Genomic DNA, 18,306 nt, shown 5'->3' with positions numbered 1-18,306 from the left:
TTGTGTCTAAGAGTTCTGTTATGGTGGATTTAACTATTCGTTTGTGGTGTGCTTTGACTATGCCTGAAATTTTTCAACAATGGCAAAATCAAATGATGTATATCTTTAGGTGAACACTCTCATATTATAGTGTGTTAAACTCTAAACTAGATAATTGTGATATGTATATTGTATATTTAGTTGATTTGTTGGTACGTTTTTATTTTTCTGTATAAAAAACCACTTAAGTAAATATTTGCAACTATTATTTGATAGATGAATTTACAATGACCTTGATTAGTAGCTTTGACCCTTGGCGCTCTGGTCTCTGTACATGTCCCTCAAAACTTACGTTTAATCCCTACACAGGATGCGACCATCACTGTCTCTATTGCTATGCTACAAGCTACATCCCAAACTTTAAACAAATCCATCCAAAAAAAGACTGCCTTGCAATGCTTCGACGAGAAGCCATAAAACTAAACGGCCAAACCATTTCACTATCCAACTCATCTGATCCCTACCCAAAAATGGATGCCACCGAAGGCCTAACCCGACGATGCCTAGAAATTTTAGCCGGTTGTAATTGCCAACTCCAAATCATAACCAAAAGCAACCTAGTCACCCGAGACGACGATTTATTATGCCAAGTACCCGCAACAGTGGCCCTAACCATAACAACTGACAACGAATTCATAGCAAATATCATAGAACCCAATGCACCCACCCCCAACCAACGCATCAGAGCCGCACAAGAACTCCAAAAAGCAGGCATACCCGTATCAGTTCGCATCGACCCCCTCATCCCACACATAAACGACCAACCCCAAAAACTCATAAAAACCCTCGCCGACATCGGTGTTAAACACATAACCTGCTCCACCTACAAAGCCAAACCCGACAACTGGAACCGCCTCTACCAAGCCCTACCCAAAGTGATGGAACAACTAAAACCCCTCTACTCTGCGGAAGGCGAAAAAGTCGGAGGTAGCACTTTGTTACCTAACGAATACCGCTATAAACTACTAAAAAACATACGCGACACAGTCTTGGCGCAGGGTATGCAGTTTGGAGTTTGCCGCGAAGCCCTCCATGGTTTAAGTACTGCGGCATGTGATGGATCCTGGCTTATGCCCCAAAGGAGCCCCTAAAATGCAAAAACGAATAATTTTCCTTGCTGATTTTGACTATTTTTTTGCCCAATGCGAAGAACTCCGCGATCCCACTATCAAAGATAAACCCATAGTTGTCGGGGTCTATTCCGGTCGGACTGAGGAAAGCGGAGCAGTCTCAACAAGCAACTATATCGCCCGTAGCTACGGCGTCAAATCAGGATTACCGCTATTTCTGGCTAAACAAAAACTAGAAAACACTAACGCCGTTTTCTTCAAAGTTGACCATGAATACTATAGCCAAATCAGCAACCGTATCATGGATATCTTTCGCACCTACGCTACCACGCTTGAGCAGGTCAGTATAGATGAGGCCTACCTAGATGTAACCCAACAAGTCGAGGGCAGCTTTGAAAAAGCACATGATTACGCTCAAATCATCAAAGACTCTGTGAAAGCCCAAGTCGGGATTTCTTTCACCATAGGTGTTGGACCCAACAAACTTATCGCCAAAATTGCCTGTGACAGCCAAAAACCCAACGGCCTAACCATAATAAAACCCGAGGATGCTGAAGCATTTCTTGCGCCTTTATCGGTTGATCGTCTGTTGGGTGTAGGTAAAAAGACCTCTGCTAAAATGGACCAAATGGGCATAAAAACTATTGGCGAACTTGCCAAATATGACAGTCAGCGGCTTATCGAAACCTTTGGTAGAGTCCTTGGTCTCTATTTCCACAACGCCGCCAACGCAGTTGACAACGAACCGGTACAGGAACAAGGCGAAGCAGAATCCATCAGCAAAATCGGCACCCTAAAACAAGATACCCACGACTTAGACTTTATCCTACAAAAAACAACCGAACTCATTGAACCCATCTACAAAGAGCTCACAGAGAAAAACTATAGTTTCAAGACAATATCGATCTATGTGGTTAATGTAGATATAAACAGCAAAACACGTAGCATCACCCTTGAACAACCCGCTAAAGATAAAGATACAATTCTGCGCAATGTACGCATACTCTTTGAACGCTTTCTAGATGATTCAACAATGGACATACGCCGTGTTGGTGTTAGAGTCACAGGGTTTAGCAAAGAGGAGCCCAAACAAAAACAACTCTCAAGCTTTTTCTACCCCTGACATAACTCAAAGTCTCAAAAAATAACCTGCTGAGCTTTTGTATTTTAATTAGGCTTCTAAGAGGCGATTAGTTAAACATTTTACTATTGTTTTTGAAATGTTTTTCTGAGGATATCTCCAATGATAGCTCCTATAACACCGCTTAAGATGACCAAAGGCACATGAATATAGATTGGTAGCCAACCTGCAAATACCCTAATGATGCCTATTACTATACCGGCAAAAAGCATGCCTGAAAAAAGCATTATCGCTATTCTAGCCTCTGGACGCAGGGTATTTGCTCTCCCGCCTTTAAGGCTAGTTTGATAAACCTTCATACCTGATTTGCGCATAATATGTCGCAAACCTAAAAGAACGCCAATACCCACAACAAAAGATATGGCTGCAAAGGAAAGATTGCCAGCCACACGCGCAAAATAGTAAACAGGCACCAGAATTACTATGGTAACTATAGTCTCAATTACAATGCTCTTTCCTATTGCCACAATTTAGCCCTAATAGGTGTTTGTAAAAACGTTTTTAAGCATTTCCATAATACATCGTAGCTGAGGGTTATTTTTGAATTACACTCAAGCTCAGCTTGGCAGAATCTTTATCCTTCGACTCCATCAAAACGAACGCATACATGAAGTTATAGAAAAATTCGCCACCGAAAATCAGCTTAGTGGTGCTTTGTGCTTTTTCTTAGGCGGTGCAGAAGATCAAAGCAAAGTTGTTGTGGGTCCCAAAGACGGCAAAGCAATGCCGCCCGACCCGGTAATTACGCTTCTGCGTGGCGTTCATGAAGGCATAGGTGTAGGTACACTGTTCTGTGACGATGCAGGCAAACCCAAACTGCATATGCACGCAAGCTTTGGCCGAGGCGACAATGTCATCACCGGTTGCGTACGAGCAGGTGTGGCTGTGTGGCAAATAGGCGAAGTCATCCTCTTAGAACTAACTGACAGCACAGCCAAACGAACTAAAAATAAAGAAACCGGCTTCGAACTCCTAGAAACCCAATAGGTTCCAATTACTTACCTGCTTAGCCCAAGAAGCGAACTAGAAAGATTCGATAGCCATACCAGCCATAGTATTCGCCCCAAAACGGTCGTTCTTCGGGATCATCAAATCGTCCGGTTTCAAAGATCATTTGTCGCACAGCCGTATAATCTAGTGTGGTATTGAAAAACTGGGTATATACGCCAAAGTCGTAGAGAATTATGTATTTCACATTTCTCTCAACGCATAGATCCACAAACCCATCTATATCAAAATCAGGGGTGAAGGCATCAACTGCCAATTCGGGGTATTGCCAAATTTGCTCGCTTGACATATTGGCTGGTAAGTAGAAGCGAAACATGTCTTGGTTAAGTAAGTTAAAACTGCAAACTAGTGCTGCTGATTCGGTTTGTGTCATGTTTGCTGCCAGATAGGCTGTTGATTCTTTAACTGGGATATGGATTTGATCACGCACCGTCATCTCATATGCGCTATAGCTGCTATAGGCAACGGCGCCAATGAGTATGGCTATAAATGCAATGGAGGCCAGTTTTTGATATTTTATGCCTCTGACTTTGGTCTGCAGTGGCTTCCAAGTCTGCATGTTGTTATAGAGAAACAAAATAAAACAAGTTGCCGCTATGGCTAAAATGGGAAACAGAGGTGTTACGTAGCGCCATTGTCGATTAGGAACTAACGTAAAAAATATGTAAACTACCAAAAACCACGTTAGGAAAAATACGTCTTGTTTACTTCGGCGATAAGCAAACAAACCCAAACCACATAACCCCAAGATAAAAATGGGCAACGTAATGGGATGAACCGGTAGATCACTAAAGGGCCAGGTCATCTCTACAAGATAGAAGACTGGGAGCGGCTGAAAACGATTTCCATATGCGGGACGATCTTGTCCACCCTCAGACATAACATATTGGAGCGTTTCAAATTTTGTCATGCCATTGTAGTGATAGATGGCTACAAACCAGGGTACAACAACCACGACTGCAATGATTCCGATGAGCAAAAACTTTCCTAAATTACCCTTGAGACGTTTGCGAGCTAAGAACACTATGCTCAAAAGCATAGCCAAAGCCGCAACAACTATCTGATACTTTGCCAGCACCCCCAACCCCAGCGCTAAACCTGCAAAGAGCAATGCCCGGCGGCTGTCATTTTTGGTTAGCCAAGTGTAGAAGGCAAACATTGTTAGCGTAAAGAAGAATATGAGCAGGGTTTCTATCATAGCAACCCGGCTGAGCCAAAAAAATCCAGGCATGGTGCCTAAAAATACACTAGCAATTAAGGCGGTTTTATCGCCGTAGATCCGTTTAGTGAATTCAAAGAGAACCAAAATTGCCAACACTGAGAAGACAACTGCAACAAGACGACCTGAAAACTCACTTACACCAAAAACGCTAAAAAAACCCGTTGTGGCCAAATCAAAGATGGGTGGATAATATCCATAGGTCATCATGTATTCCCCGGTTTGTCCTCGACTTAACAATACTCCTCCATAGAGATGGGGCATCTCATCCCACTGCACCGACATATACTCAAGATTATACACTGCGGCTGCAACGAAAATAGCCAGAAAAACCAGCAAAGCCAGCCTATACTTATGTCTTAGAATAAATGGTTCGTTGCGTTGCTGATCTAGCTGACTGCCGCTGGGCTGGTTCATGTTTAACCCTCTCGCTTAGGCTCAAAATAGTGTGGTTGCGGCTAAAAAGAGTTTGCAATACCCCTGCACTGCAATCTGTGGTTGTTGTAGCGGCAAAAATCTGACTAAACGGTCTTGCTAAAAATAAACTAACAGAAAAATGTGTTAGTTTGTGATGGATTGTTTTAGTGCTGCAAAGTATGCTAATACTTGTTGCGTTTGATCTTTTGACATCGCCAGCGTCGCTCGGACCATGTCTCTTTGGTTAATTGATGCTGATGCTGAGAGTGCTGCTAATGCATAGTCAAGGTTGGAGAAGAGTGATTCCCAGGGTATGTCGATACGTTGGCCTCTTAGATTGTAGAGTGCAAGTACATAGGTGCTGGCGCGGCTTAGGCTGTCTTTAAATGCCTGCAGACTGTTTCCCAATGTTGAGGGGTCTAGGTCTGATCCTGATATGAATGCTGAGATAATTTGATAGTTCTGTTCAAGTACTTGGATTTCTCGGAGAATATCTTGCCTAATTTTAGCTTCGGTACCGTTTTCCATATTCTTCGCCGTTTTGTATGTCCCATTCCTGTAGATAAGTGTTGTTTATTTGTGGTTTAAGCCCTTATTTGTTTTCTCCTTAAACATTTTTACAACGATACCTTTTGTTTCTTTGCCCTTGCCACTTGATTAATATGCATGTTGAAATTAGTTTATATGTAACTGCCTGTATGCGCGTAATAGGCAAAGTGTGTCCTTGTCTGCAGGGTGGGAGTGTTGCTTGTCTATTTGGCAAGGGTAGTTTTAGGCAAGTGGAGAATTAAGGTTGCATTTGGCTCGAAGACGAACCTTTCTGTTTATGGCCCTGGGTTTGGTAGCGTTTATTCTGTATTTGTGGTTCTTTGTGGGGTTTGAGGGTCTTTTTCTTCTTCTAAGCCGTCTAGATGTCTACCAATATTCACTGTTTCTACTGCTGGCTATAGGCGCATTAATTGCAGGGGTAGTTTTTGACTCTTTGATCTGGTACAGCCTCCTAGAAACACTCTCGGTCAGTGTAAAATTTCGCAAGCTATTGCTCTATAATTGGATAGGTAACTTTGTTGAACTCATTCTTCCAAGTGCAACCATAGGCGGAGAAGTCATCCGTATCGCATTATCTCAAAAAGATATCCAAAACGACACAGGTATTGCAGCTGCCACCGTTTTGGGTTCACGCATAATTAGTACGTTTGTATATTCCGGCGGCTTAATCGTAGGCTTTCTTCTTCTACTCTTTACCCAAAAACTGCCTCTCTATCTGGTAACCCCCATTATTTTGGTGATATCTGGTACTGCCGCTGTTCTTGCCTGTGTCTTTTTGATAGCTTTCAAAGAAACAGCCGCAGATAAAATTGTAACTATCATAATGTGGGTAGCTAGGCGTCTAATCAAAGATCCCTCAAAACAGCAAAGCTTTAGAGAAAAAATCTCTCAAAGTTTATTTTCCTTTAGCGGGGTCTTTAAAACATTTAAAAAACATCCGCGTTACCTCATAAAACCCTTTATCTACGCAGTGATTTCTTGGATGTTTAGCCTTACAGTTTATCTAATGATCTTTTATGCCCTTGACTTTTCAGCCATTTCTTTAATCAATTTAGCCACTGTGTACTGCATAGTTACCACAGTTGAGACCTTAACTGCGGGTATCCCTATTGGTGCGGTAGAAGTCACCATGATTAATCTCTTTGTTCTATATGGCGTTCCTGTGGCTGTTGCAGGCGCTGCCACAACAATTGTTCGTCTGCTAACTTTTTGGTTTCAAATCATAGTTGGCTATCCCCTAGTTGAGTGGATGGGCACCAAATCTCTGCTTAAAATCAACATAAAAGACGGGTCTCCAAAAGTAGAGGAACTAAAAGAACCACAATAACCTCATCATGTAGCGACCGCTTGATAGTAGTTCCAGCAGTAGCAGTTGGTTTGTTGGTTTTGTGGTGGAGGGTAATATTTTGAGTTTTCTCTTTTTTTGATGTGGTTGTAGTGTTTTTATGTTCTGTTTTGGTTGTTGTTTGTGGTTCAGGCGGTCTAGTCTTGGAATGTGTGGCCGTATCGTGTGCAATAGGGGTTGCGATTTTTCTCTCTGATTGGGTTTTTCAGCCGTATTTTCAGTCCCGAGTAAATCATAAGATTAAAATAATGGGAAGAACTGATGTGTTAACGATTTCACAAAATTAGGATAAATTAATAGAGGATTGAAAAATGAGCAAAAGTGACAAACCCCACCTAAACATCATTATCATGGGGCACGTTGACAACGGTAAATCTACCACTACCGGCCACTTACTCTACTTAGCCGGCGTTATTGACCAAAGAACAATTGATGCTTACCAGCAAGAAGCAGAACAGATGGGTAAAGGCACCTTCCACTTCGCTTGGGTTCTAGACAACCTTAAAGAAGAACGAGAACGCGGTGTCACCATCGACCTTCGATTCCTCCAATTCCCAACTAAGAAATACAACATGACCGTCATCGATGCACCAGGCCACAGAGACTTTATCAAAAACATGATTACCGGCGCAAGCCAAGCTGACGCAGCAGTTCTATTCAGCTCAGCCAAGAAAGGCGAATTCGAGGCAGGCATTGGTGCAGGCGGCCAAACACGTGAGCACGCCTTCTTAGCTTTCACTTTAGGTATACGCCAGCTGATCGTCGGCATCAACAAGATGGACGACTCAACCGTAAACTGGAGCAAAGATCGCTATGAAGAAATGAAGAACGAACTATCTCGTATGCTCAAAATAGTCGGCTTCAAGATTGATAAAATTAACTTCGTTCCAGTTTCAGGTTTGAAAGGTGACAACCTGGCAACCAAGAGTCCAAACATGCCTTGGTACACTGGCCCAACCATGATGGAAGCCTTCGACCTACTCGAAGTCCCAGCAAAGCCAACCAACAAACCACTGCGTGTTCCAATCCAAGACGTCTACACCATCACTGGCATCGGCACCGTCCCAGTCGGCAGAGTCGAAACAGGCACTCTCAAACCCGGCACAAGCGTAGTCTTTATGCCCTCAAACAAAACCGCTGAAGTCAAATCCATTGAAATGCACCACACCACCATCCCAGTCGCAGAACCAGGAGACAACATCGGCATGAACATCCGAGGCATCGGCAAAAACGATGTTCACCGCGGAGATGTTGCAGGCCCATCTGACAACCCACCAACCGTTGCAAAAGAATTCATCGGCCAAATCATCATCATCTACCACCCAACCGCAATCGCAGCAGGCTACACCCCAGTACTTCACTACCACACAGGCCAAATCGCAGTCCGCTTCGTTGAACTCATCAAGAAAATCGACCCACGCACCGGCCAAGTATCTGAAGAAAACCCAAGCTTCCTAAAGACAGGCGACGCCGCATGGGTACGCATGGAACCACTTCACCCCATCGCAATCGAAACATTCACTGAATTCCCAGAACTCGGTCGCTTTGCAATCCGAGACATGGGTACAACAGTCGCTGCCGGCGCAGTCAAAGAAATCACAAAGAAGGGTCCATAAACCCTCCATTTTATTTTTTGTAAATCTATTTTTAAAAACAACATAACTTCAATTAATTATCCTTGCACCTTTGCGTAGCTATCAGAATAATTATAATGTCTGTCTAACTTTCTAATTGTGTAGCTGTTGCGTCTCTTAGGGGATGATTTCGGCGCCATTGTATTTTACGTAATCAAAATCCTGCAGAGATATTTTTCCATCGTTAATGAGTTGTTTTATTCGCGGTATCTCCGACTGTACTGAATCAATCAATTTTTGTACAGTATAGCAGACTTTGTTGTAGGCTTCGTCTGTCCAACGTTTGGTAATGTTGGTGTAGAGGCATCGTCCACCGCAGACGCCAAGGATTTTGCATTGACTACAGGGTTTTTCTTGAACAAACATCTTGGACAACTGCAGAGGATCAGTGTCTTTTATATGTCCCAAGTAGTAGGCTTTCATGCCCCACATTGTTGGACAGGGCAAAATCTGACCATCGGTTTGAATAGAATAATTTATCCAGCCGCTTCCACATCGCATTAAACAATTAGCCTCCTCATGCAAAAGTGAGTTTACAATGCCTAAAATCGGATAGAGTTTGAGGACTTGACCTTTTTGCTGCATGTAATCAACCCAGAAATGAGTCAGGGCATCAACACCTGGAATATAGCTGGTTTTGGTCCATTCTTCAAAGTTCCGGCGTTGATAGTCATTGCCCCAAAATCCAGCATTGAGTTGCCAATGAATCGAGGTAAACGAAAAATCTTTGTTGTCAAGGAGGTATTTGACTTGTTTTTCTATATCGGTCTGCTCCATGATGGTCATACGGGCGATTAATTCGCCTTGGTAGTTGTTTTGTTTTATATGTTTGAGATTCTCGATAACTTTTTGATATGTGCCCTCTCCACGATAGTGATCAGTTAGAGCTTCTTCTCCATCGATAGAGACCAGCAGAGTGTGAAAGCGATTAACATACTTTGACTCCAACTTGTGCAGCAACAAGCCGTTGGTTTGCATCATGTACTGTTTGGGTGTAACTTTGTCCATGATTTCCCCTAATTTGTCTGACTGCATAAGTGGTTCTCCGCCATAGAAGGTGAGCGTGCAGTCAGGATCTTGGCGGCAGAACTTGACGAGTAGTTCTATGTCGTAGTTGAGGTTTCGGGGCAGGTTGTAATCAATTTCTATGTCCTCGCCAAATTCCTCATCAAAATCATCTAGGCTTTCTCCAAAGCAGTATTTACATTGCAGGTTACAGTTGCTAGTGAGGAGCACATGAAAGAACATAACTCACATAGACTGAACAGATGCTTAATAGTATTTTCCCCAAAGTAGACACTACCGCGATTGATGAGACAGTTGTTGCTCTTCAAGAGTTTGCCAAACTGCTTGATGACGCTAATATCGGTATAAATGCTGATAAGATTGGAACCCATGTTAACACGGTTTATATCCGACGGCAAAAAGTCTCAATAATGTATCGATAAAACGCTGTTGGACGAAAAAACAGTACTCAATGTATCATAGTTTAAGCATTCGGTTGTGGAGGAGTTCGTTCCACTATACTTTTCCAAGTTTGTTGTTATCCTTTCTTTCCAAATGTCTCAAGGAATGGTCTGGGAATCTGTGGGAGACCCACCCACTGAGCTACATTATTATAATGAGACCCCAATTTCTGAATACTCTTTAGAACTTTGACCGTATTTTTATGTAAATCAGAATTTTTGTCACACATCTCATCATAAAAGTTTTCCAACCGATTAAGCAAACCTTTACTGCGTAATGAGCACTTAACTTCCTCCAGCTCAGAAGAATCTACTGTGATGTTCGCCGGTATCTCTTTTATTATTTTATTTACATCAGAAGCAACTCCCGTCAGTTCCTTTGCCAGTTCATCAGCTTCTGATGTTCCTAATTCGTTAAACCGTTGGGCAAGCGCATTGAGCTCTCCTTGAAGATTGACTGAACAGTTTTTAAATAAGATATTGATGTGAAAATTAGTAATTTTAACTTTACAATTTATAAATATTGGTGAGTTTGATAAACCATAATCGTCAATGGCTTTTTTTGCATAACTCAAAAACTTCAGAGAAGTACCTGTAGGCAACTCTTGACTAACTATAGCATCCTTGATAATTTGAGTTTCCGTTTGCATACATTCATTTGAGTCATTATGGGGTAGTAACTGTCTGTCTGCCTGATTGGTCTCTGCATTAACTTCAAGCACCTCATATTTCAGTTCAGGAAAGTTGCTTTCATAAACCTTAAAAATATCATTTAAAGTAGTTCGAAGTATAGATATGTACTCTGTTTGTTTCGGTCCCTTAACAGACACCGTCACAGAATGTGCATGTTCATTCTCCATCACCACAAGCGCCTCAGTACCCTCCCAATTAAGTACCGCGCCAAATCGCCATGACAGCACTTCCTTCCACTCAGCTGAATGTCGTACCGCTAACCGTGCAACCGTATAGGGTGGTAATGCCTGATTTGCACAATACTCCATCCGCAATCGCTCCCCAAACTCAAACACAGGCAAACCCTCCGTTGGGCGATCAACCGGACGCAATAATGGCACAAAAATTTCTAGAATATCTTTGTCTTTAAAAAATGCCAACTCATAGGTCTCCATCAACCTGAATAGAAAACCTGCTTTGCCCTCAGGATATTTATCTGCATCTTTTCCTGTAAATGCTTTAAGGAAATTTGAAATTGAGATGGTGCTTATTTTCTCATGTAAACCCCAGTTGATTAATCGGTATATACCGTGGCTGATCCATCCGGGGTTTAGTACCATCGTGTTGAATTCACCCATATCCACATTATCGTACCATAAACAGATGCCTAAATCTTTAAGATCCTTTAACAACTGTGTTTGTTCTTCTGGCTTTATGCCGTTATTTTTTGCGATCTGATCAAAGTCTTTTCGGTTAATGTAATTGGTACCTTGTCTAAATTTTTGTCGAAGATTGTTCTTAACTTTGTATGCAGGGGCAGATATTTTTTGGTTTTTCCAAAGAGGGGTATCACGCAAAAGATCCATAACGACTTGGCGGAAAGCCTCCAACTCTCCATCACGGGCACCCAAGTTAACTTCATAAAAACCTGCAATCGAAGGAAACGTGTTTTTCAAAGTATTTTTTGGCAGATCTATCACGTGCTTATCTCTAGCATTGATAAGAACCAATACCGGTGAATCCTTGCCATAATTACGGATCTGCTCCAACCAATACTCCGTCCGACCATCACCCTCAGTCCGCCCATCAACCACTAAAATATACAAACAACGTTCAGACATAAAACAAGGATGAACCGCATGAGTAATAACATGCCCCGCAAAATCCCAAACATAAGCATTAACCCCACTATAATGCTGACTGGGATCTACAGGAATGATCCACTCGATAACATCCACCCCCTCAGTACTCTCAGCCTCCAAAGGTAAATCATTAGCGGGGTCTTGCAGGCGTCGGGCAAGAGATGTTTTACCTGAACCTTTATTTCCCAAAATAATAACCCGTGTTTCATTAAGTCGTGCAATACCTTGTTCTTTTAGCTCCAAAACATAGCGGGCAACATCTGCAGCACCCTGATTCATAATCTCCGGAGGCACACTAAGACGAAGCTCAATTTCCTCTCGATCTTTATCATTGAGTGTAAACCCCTTAGCAAATACATCTGCATACCAATCGCTCCAATACTCACAACCTAAATCACGCAAAGCACTTTGGAAATTATCCCATATCGACCCATATACAGCGGTATCACTTTTGAACTTATGCCGTCCAGCTTCTATTATTTCTAAATCCTCAACCAGGATAGATTTTAAATCGATCGCCGATCGGGCAACATCTTGGGCGTCGTATGCGGCGTAGGCGTCGGCGGCATAAACGGCGGCGGCTGCGTTGGCGTCGGCGGCGTCGGCGGCGGTTCGAGCGGCATATGCTGTGGCTTCGGCGGTTCGAGCGGCATATGTGGTGTCGGTGGTTCGAGCGGCATAAGCTGTGTCGGCGGTTCGAGCGGCATATGCGGCGGTTCGAGCGGCATATGCGGCGTAGGCGTCGGCGGCGTCGGCGGCGGCTGCGTTGGCGTCGGCGGCGGTTCGAGCGGCATATGCGGTTGCGGTTCGAGCGGCGGCGGTTCGAGCGGCGGCGGTTCGAGCGGCATATGCGGCATCTATTGCGTGTAATACTGAAAATAGGTGTTTCTGTCGGTTATCTACATCTTTGCGTTTCCAATAATCAAAATTTCTATTCACGACCAGAAAGGGTAACGTTCGCACTGCACACAACCAAGCAAAAAAACAAATATCCCCGCGCGAAAAACCAGACAACCCTTCCCTGACTTTATTTTCAAAGTCTTTGCCCATATTTCACACACAATCCACTTGATTTCTATACTACCTATAACAAATAAATTATTAAACAATCATGTTATCGCAAAATTTGCTACTACTTAACCAACGACCCGGTTAAGTCCAATATGTATTTGCAACATTTAGTCAGAGCTTCAGAATCTGTGTTAATGCTTGCCATAAACTAGCTGAAGTGGTTGCCTCATCAGCGTGTGTCCTCTCAGAGTTGAGGTCGGGGGTGCGGTCGCGTGTGCGGTTTTCTCTTGATAGTTGTTTTATTTGGGCTTGTTCGGTCATGCGGATTAGTTCGGCGCGTGTTTGGTTGCGCCGTTTGATTTCGCGGTTATAATCGCCTTTTGCGATGCGTATGTCCTTTTTTTCAAGGGCCGTCGCCTCATGTCCCGATGTATGTAGGGTAGACGGTCTACGCCATGCTCTTTGTATGAGCGGTGGTTGATACGCTCGTCCGACCATTTGCGTTCAAATGTACTGTTGATAATATGCTTCGCGGTATGGCAACGTCTCGCGTAACATGACGTGTTGTCAACATAATATGGGCGTGCGGATTATCATCCCCCTTGTCGTGTATGGCAAAATCGGCAATCATGCCTTTGTTGACAAAATTTTCACGCACATATTCCCGCATAACCTCTATTTGCTCTTCTAAATCGAGTTCCCTTGGTAATGCAACAATAATTTCCCGTGCAAGCTGTGAGTTTTTTCGGGTTTTGCTTGCTTCTACACTATTCCAAAGGTTTTCTCTGTCCGTAAACTCAGGCGGTGCATTTTCGGGCAAAATTATTTCCTTATGCACCACACCGCTCTTTGACCTGTAATCATACGTAATTCTGTTGCTCCTGTCGTCTTTGCCCTGTAACTTCTCCCCCGATTGGTATGACGCATGAGTCACAGATTGGAACTTTTCTCCTGCCCGATACGCCGCCGCACCGACCTAAGACCGCCCCGAACCTCTGCCGATAATTTTAACGCTAAGATGATAAATCGGCGTTACAAATACCCCCGACGTTTCAGTTCGTAAAAACCCTCAAACCCGCATGAATAATGGGCAATCGCGGCGCGATTGTGTAAGTGCGCCTTCCCGTATTTTGAGCAGTAACAACAAAAAAATACCCCTGCACGGCGCTAAGGACACTCACAGCAGAAACTAAGCCCCGAAGGGAGCGGCGCTGATCGGGGGCGATAGCGACCGCTTGGCGACGCGAGCGTGCCGTTCCATCCACTTTTGGAACAAAGTACAAACAGTCCGACAGGGAGCGAACAGACCCCGCCACATGAGTGATATTTGTCGGAATTTGGGGAAAAGCTACTTGCCCCATTTTTGCAAATTTTGGGGCAATGGCACAAAAACGTCCACGGCAAAAGCGAAGGACACCCGCAACAGGTACAGTCTTAACAAAAAATCGGAGTGCCACCTTGCTACACTCCTATGAAAATTTCGATTTGCGTGTTCTGATAAAGTCGAGTGAGCCTTGCCGAATACGGCGAGGTTAGTTTATACCCCTTTCTGTAATGGGGTAGAAATTGTGCTTGCAGATGATTTCCTTTTTTGTTTTATCATGCTGTTGTTACTACCCTTTATTTTGTCTCATTTTTCTCTGTTTTATCCATTTTTTATTTTTGGCTTATATTTTTATATGTCTAGTAATTGGACATTATGTTTGTTATTTGTGTAGTGGTTGGTTGATTTATTTGTGTATTTGTCTAGTTTTTGGACGTTTTGTTCGTATGCTTAGCATTAAATCAAATAAAGCCAATTAGCTGTATGTATGGTGTGTACGGGTGGAAGATATGGTTTGTCCTATCTTTGATAACACCAGCCATATATTTCATCGGGGGTAGCTTGTTTTGACATGCCCTTCCCTTCCGTTATTGCCAGAATTGGCTACCCCGCCACCATACATCTCAACACCACTACCACCGAAACCAAAACTACCCTAAACCAATATCTTATAGCAAGTTTTCTTATTTTACACCTCTCTACAGTTGATCCGCTATTGTACACTTGTTTAATTTTGGATCGTCAGCCTAAAGCGCTGTAAAGCAAAACTCTTAATAGCCTAAGCCTTAATCAGTGGATTTATGAGCCAGACCAAGCAAATCGAGCAGAAATGGCAAAAGCGCTGGGAAGAAGCAAAGCTCTTTGAAGCCGATCCAGATCCAAATCGCCAAAAAAAACTGGTGACTTTCCCGTTTCCCTATATGAATGGACCTTTGCATGTAGGTCATGCCTTTACGGCCTCTAGGGTGGATGTTTATGCCCGCTTTAAACGAATGCAGGGCTTTAATGTGCTCTGGCCTTGGAGTTGGCACTGGACAGGCCAACCCCTGCTTGGAGCCTCTCAGCGTGTAGCACGCGGCGATGAAGCCTACATAAAGGTGCTCCGCGAAGTAGACGGCGTATCTGAGGCCGATCTTCAGAAATTTGTTGATCCCTACTATATGGCTCAATATTACACAAACGATGGACGTTCGGCGGTTAAGCGTATTGGCTTCTCAGTGGATTGGCGCCGAGAATTTACAACTGTTATGCCCACCTTCCAAAAATTCATCGAGTGGCAATACAAAAACCTCAAAGAAGAAGGCTATGTCACCCAGGGGACTCATCCTGTTGTTTGGTGTCCCAAAGATCAATCACCAACCGGTGATCACGACCGCCAAAGCGGCGAAGGTATCACACCCGATGAATATACTCTAATAAAATACTGCCTCGATGATGGCACAATTTTGCCTGCCGCAACTTTTCGTCCTGAGACCGTCTATGGTATAACTAACATGTGGATAAACCCCGATGCCACATATGTCGAAGCAGACGTGGATGGCGAAACATGGATAATTAGCCAGCAAGCCGCAGAAAAACTCAAAGAACAAGAACACAAAATCACCCCTAAACGAACCTTTTTGGGCCGTGAACTGGTCGGCAAATTCTTCACAAGCCCCATAACCCACCTCAAATTTCCCATCTTACCCGGATGGTTTGTCAACCCCCAAACAGCCACCGGCATAGTCTACAGCGTTCCCGCACACGCCCCCTACGACTATTTAGCACTACGTGATCTACAAAAAAACCCCGAGATACTCACCCAATTCGGCCTAGACCCCAAAGTTGTCTTAGCAATTAACCCCATCTCCATCATACAAATAGATGGCTTTGGCGAGTATCCAGCAATTGAAATCGTTGAAAAAATGGGCATAACCGACCAAAAAGACCCCAAAGCAGATGAAGCCACAAATGAACTCTACAAAAAAGAGTTCCACAGCGGTACCCTCAAAGCCAACTGCGGCATATATGCCGGTAAAAGCATCCGCGAAGCCAAAGACAAACTCGGCGCAGACTTTAAAAAACTAGGCGCCGCCGACTGCATGTATGACCTCTCCGACGCGGTCGTTTGCCGCTGTATGACTCCCTGTATTGTTAAAATCCTCTCTGATCAATGGTTTCTCAACTACTCCAACCCAAAATGGAAAGAACTCGCCCACCAAGTCATAAATCAACTCACCCTCTATCCCGAATCAGCCAAACCCTGGTTCAACACAGTCATTGATTGGCTCCGTGAATGGGCCTGCGCAAGAACCACCGGATTTGGCACCCCTCTACCCTGGGGCAAAGGCTGGGTAATCGAGACGCTAAGCGACAGCACCCTCTATATGGCCTTCTACACCATAAACGCCCAAATAAAAGCAAACAACATCCAACCCCCATCACTAACCCCTGACGTATTAGACTACATCTTTTTAGGCAAAGGCGACAAACCCGCCGTTGCAAAAGTAGCTAACATCAGCACCGAACTACTAGATTCTATGCGCCAAGAATTTCTCTACTGGTACCCCCTAGATTTGCGCAACAGCGCCAAAGAACTCGTTCCCAACCATTTATCTTTCTGTATATTCCACCACGCAGCCCTCTTTCCACCCCAACACTGGCCCAAAGCCATCGGCATCAACGGCATGCTTATGGTCGAAGGCCAAGGCATGCACAAAAGCAAAGGCAACTTTATCACCCTAAAAGGAGCCATCGAAACATACGGCGCAGACGCCACCCGATGCGGCCTTCTCCTAGGCGCAGAAGGCATGGATGATCCTGACTGGCGAGCCGACAATGTCAAAGATCTTCAATCCAAATTCGACTCCTTTATGGGCTTTACAGGCAACATAATCGCATCCACTAAAAAAGATGAAAACACCGCCCTGGAGCGATGGTTAACAAGTCGAATGCAGCAACGCATAAAAGACGTCACTGCCGCCCTTGACGAACTCAAAACCCGCACAGCCCTCCAAACCGCCCTGTTTGAAACCTGGAACGACCTAAGATGGTACACACAACGCAAAGGCAACACCGAAACAAAAGCCCTAGGTGAAGCAGTTAAAGACTGGCTAAAACTAATAGCACCCTTTGCCCCCTTTCTCTGTGAAGAACTCTGGAGCCAAACCGACGAAGAAGGCTTCATCAGCACCGCAAAATGGCCCACCTATAGCGCAGATAAAATTGATATAGCTGCACTCGAACAAGAAACCCTCATCACCGATGTTATGGATGACACCAACAACATCCTAAAAGCTATGAAAATCACACCCACCAAAATCATTTACTATACCGCCGCACCCTGGAAATGGCAAATCTACCTAAAAGTTCTCGAAAAAACCTTAGCTGGCGAAGCCAAAATCAACGAATTAATGCGAGAATTCGCCGCAGACCCCACCCTTAAACCCCACATGAAAGACATTGCCCCCCTGGTACCCCGCATCATAAAAGCCCTAACCAAAGTTTCCAGCGACCGCAAACTCAACCTGGTAAAAATCGGACTCACCGACGAAAAAACCATCCTAACTGAGGTCGCCAAATTCCTAAAAGACCGTTTCAACGCAGAAATAACCATCTATGGCGAATCTGACACCCAATGCTTTGACCCCAAACACCGCGCAGCCATGGCCATGCCCTACCAATCCGCAATCTACATCGAATAACAACAAACCAACAAACTTGAACCGTACCAAAAATCATCCTCTCCCTTCTGTTTATGTGCGCAAAATGCGCCTGCTCCCTATAAGGCGGCGGCAATGATGATGACGCAGGAATTGATTCAGCTGTTATATTTCGATAAATGTTATTTTTTTGCCCCATTTTTCGAATTCGGCGTGCATTTTGGCGTATGTCAGTACCGCTGTTTTGACGTATTTGTATTCTGTAGTGGTTAGTTTTCTTTCGATGGGCGAAATTATTTTTCCACTGGCTGAATAGAGGGCTAAAATATCGCCAACCGTTTCGTAAAACAAATCTTCGCCAATAAATTCGACGATCATCCCTTTCAAGTGGCTTTCCTCAAAGCTTGCAGTCAACACGCAATCGCGGAGCAAATTTATTTTCGTGTTGATACACCCGCGTTTTTTATCGCCATATTTTATATTTTGGTATGTTATGGTTAATATATTTTCGAGAGTGTTCACTTATAGATAATTTTATGTGATGCTGTACATATATCGCCAAACAAGGTTAGTTCGTATGGTGCATTGCAAAAAATGTTTGTCTGAAAAAGTCGCCAAGGGCGGGTTT

At 43.9% G+C, this 18,306-nt stretch carries 16 protein-coding genes; 8 read left to right on the top strand and 8 right to left on the bottom strand.

Features of this window, described 5'->3' with window-relative positions; translation table 11 throughout:
• The first annotated feature begins 266 nt into the window (after positions 1-266).
• A complete protein-coding gene (locus tag FWF39_RS09215) occupies positions 267-1,130 on the top strand; it encodes a radical SAM protein (RefSeq protein ID WP_343383149.1) in 864 nt (287 codons plus the stop codon).
• A 1-nt stretch (position 1,131) separates the two neighbouring features.
• Positions 1,132-2,232 (top strand): DNA polymerase IV, encoded by a 1,101-nt coding sequence (gene dinB / locus FWF39_RS09210; protein ID WP_343383148.1) that lies wholly within the window; start codon positions 1,132-1,134, stop codon positions 2,230-2,232.
• An 83-nt stretch (positions 2,233-2,315) separates the two neighbouring features.
• Here dinB and FWF39_RS09205 read toward each other — a convergent pair whose 3' ends face one another.
• Positions 2,316-2,717: a hypothetical protein gene (locus FWF39_RS09205; protein ID WP_343383147.1), complete on the bottom strand. Its 402-nt coding sequence runs from the start codon at positions 2,715-2,717 to the stop codon at positions 2,316-2,318.
• Positions 2,718-2,790: 73 nt separating this feature from the next.
• Between FWF39_RS09205 and FWF39_RS09200 the strand changes: the two genes are divergently transcribed.
• The gene (locus FWF39_RS09200; protein WP_343383146.1) at positions 2,791-3,237 is read left to right on the top strand and encodes a PPC domain-containing DNA-binding protein; all 447 of its coding nucleotides are present in this window, start codon (positions 2,791-2,793) and stop codon (positions 3,235-3,237) included.
• A 19-nt stretch (positions 3,238-3,256) separates the two neighbouring features.
• On the opposite strand, the gene FWF39_RS09195 is transcribed toward FWF39_RS09200, so the two are convergent.
• A complete protein-coding gene (locus FWF39_RS09195) occupies positions 3,257-4,894 on the bottom strand; it encodes a glycosyltransferase family 39 protein (protein ID WP_343383145.1) in 1,638 nt (545 codons plus the stop codon).
• 144 nt (positions 4,895-5,038) lie between these two features.
• A complete protein-coding gene (locus FWF39_RS09190; RefSeq protein WP_343383144.1) occupies positions 5,039-5,422 on the bottom strand; it encodes a hypothetical protein in 384 nt (127 codons plus the stop codon).
• Between the two features lie 271 nt (positions 5,423-5,693).
• Here FWF39_RS09190 and FWF39_RS09185 point away from each other — a divergent pair, with 271 nt between their 5' ends.
• Positions 5,694-6,770, top strand: a complete 1,077-nt coding sequence (locus tag FWF39_RS09185) for a lysylphosphatidylglycerol synthase transmembrane domain-containing protein (RefSeq protein WP_343383143.1) — start codon at positions 5,694-5,696, stop codon at positions 6,768-6,770.
• 329 nt (positions 6,771-7,099) lie between these two features.
• Positions 7,100-8,404 carry a translation elongation factor EF-1 subunit alpha gene (gene tuf / locus FWF39_RS09180; RefSeq protein WP_343383142.1) on the top strand — a complete coding sequence of 435 codons (1,305 nt, stop codon included), beginning with the start codon at positions 7,100-7,102 and terminating at the stop codon, positions 8,402-8,404.
• Positions 8,405-8,539: 135 nt separating this feature from the next.
• Here tuf and FWF39_RS09175 read toward each other — a convergent pair whose 3' ends face one another.
• The 4 genes from FWF39_RS09175 to FWF39_RS09160 all read right to left on the bottom strand — a co-directional run bounded on the left by FWF39_RS09175 (position 8,540) and on the right by FWF39_RS09160 (position 13,647).
• Positions 8,540-9,670, bottom strand: a complete 1,131-nt coding sequence (locus tag FWF39_RS09175; protein ID WP_343383141.1) for a TIGR04084 family radical SAM/SPASM domain-containing protein — start codon at positions 9,668-9,670, stop codon at positions 8,540-8,542.
• A 295-nt stretch (positions 9,671-9,965) separates the two neighbouring features.
• The gene (locus FWF39_RS09170) at positions 9,966-12,665 is read right to left on the bottom strand and encodes a COR domain-containing protein (protein WP_343383140.1); all 2,700 of its coding nucleotides are present in this window, start codon (positions 12,663-12,665) and stop codon (positions 9,966-9,968) included.
• A 219-nt stretch (positions 12,666-12,884) separates the two neighbouring features.
• Positions 12,885-13,211 carry a hypothetical protein gene (locus FWF39_RS09165; RefSeq protein WP_343383139.1) on the bottom strand — a complete coding sequence of 109 codons (327 nt, stop codon included), beginning with the start codon at positions 13,209-13,211 and terminating at the stop codon, positions 12,885-12,887.
• Positions 13,162-13,647, bottom strand: a complete 486-nt coding sequence (locus FWF39_RS09160) for a MobA/MobL family protein (protein WP_343383138.1) — start codon at positions 13,645-13,647, stop codon at positions 13,162-13,164. The genes FWF39_RS09165 and FWF39_RS09160 overlap by 50 nt, the downstream gene beginning before the upstream one ends.
• On the opposite strand from FWF39_RS09160, the gene FWF39_RS09155 reads away from it, so the two are divergent.
• From FWF39_RS09155 to leuS, 3 genes are all read left to right on the top strand, one after another.
• Positions 13,639-13,776, top strand: a complete 138-nt coding sequence (locus FWF39_RS09155; RefSeq protein WP_343383137.1) for a hypothetical protein — start codon at positions 13,639-13,641, stop codon at positions 13,774-13,776. The two genes, FWF39_RS09160 and FWF39_RS09155, sit on opposite strands and share 9 nt — an antisense overlap.
• 832 nt (positions 13,777-14,608) lie before the next feature.
• Complete coding sequence (locus tag FWF39_RS09150) at positions 14,609-14,797, top strand: hypothetical protein (protein ID WP_343383136.1); 189 nt, start codon at positions 14,609-14,611, stop codon at positions 14,795-14,797.
• Positions 14,798-14,837: 40 nt separating this feature from the next.
• Positions 14,838-17,720, top strand: a complete 2,883-nt coding sequence (leuS, locus tag FWF39_RS09145) for a leucine--tRNA ligase (protein ID WP_343383135.1) — start codon at positions 14,838-14,840, stop codon at positions 17,718-17,720.
• A gap of 123 nt (positions 17,721-17,843) precedes the next feature.
• Here leuS and FWF39_RS09140 read toward each other — a convergent pair whose 3' ends face one another.
• On the bottom strand, positions 17,844-18,065 hold the full coding sequence (locus FWF39_RS09140; RefSeq protein ID WP_343383134.1) for a hypothetical protein: 222 nt from the start codon (positions 18,063-18,065) through the stop codon (positions 17,844-17,846).
• Between the last annotated feature and the right edge of the window lie 241 nt (positions 18,066-18,306).

The sequence above is a fragment of the Candidatus Bathycorpusculum sp. genome (assembly GCF_009778815.1).
GTDB classification, from domain to species: Archaea; Thermoproteota; Bathyarchaeia; order Bathyarchaeales; family Bathycorpusculaceae; genus Bathycorpusculum; species Bathycorpusculum hydrogenotrophicum.
This window is presented reverse-complemented; position numbering and strand designations above follow the sequence as displayed.

Excerpts from the sequence above, each read along its gene's own strand:
- FWF39_RS09215 (WP_343383149.1), top strand. The coding sequence starts at position 267 with ATGACCTTGATTAGTAGCTTTGACCCTTGGCGCTCTGGTCTCTGTACA.
- FWF39_RS09175 (WP_343383141.1), bottom strand. The coding sequence starts at position 9,670 with ATGTTCTTTCATGTGCTCCTCACTAGCAACTGTAACCTGCAATGTAAA.
- FWF39_RS09165 (WP_343383139.1), bottom strand. The coding sequence starts at position 13,211 with ATGGTCGGACGAGCGTATCAACCACCGCTCATACAAAGAGCATGGCGT.
- FWF39_RS09155 (WP_343383137.1), top strand. The coding sequence starts at position 13,639 with ATGAGTCACAGATTGGAACTTTTCTCCTGCCCGATACGCCGCCGCACC.
- leuS (WP_343383135.1), top strand. The coding sequence starts at position 14,838 with ATGAGCCAGACCAAGCAAATCGAGCAGAAATGGCAAAAGCGCTGGGAA.
- tuf (WP_343383142.1), top strand. The coding sequence starts at position 7,100 with ATGAGCAAAAGTGACAAACCCCACCTAAACATCATTATCATGGGGCAC.
- FWF39_RS09195 (WP_343383145.1), bottom strand. The coding sequence starts at position 4,894 with ATGAACCAGCCCAGCGGCAGTCAGCTAGATCAGCAACGCAACGAACCA.
- FWF39_RS09190 (WP_343383144.1), bottom strand. The coding sequence starts at position 5,422 with ATGGAAAACGGTACCGAAGCTAAAATTAGGCAAGATATTCTCCGAGAA.
- FWF39_RS09150 (WP_343383136.1), top strand. The coding sequence starts at position 14,609 with ATGCCCTTCCCTTCCGTTATTGCCAGAATTGGCTACCCCGCCACCATA.
- dinB (WP_343383148.1), top strand. The coding sequence starts at position 1,132 with ATGCAAAAACGAATAATTTTCCTTGCTGATTTTGACTATTTTTTTGCC.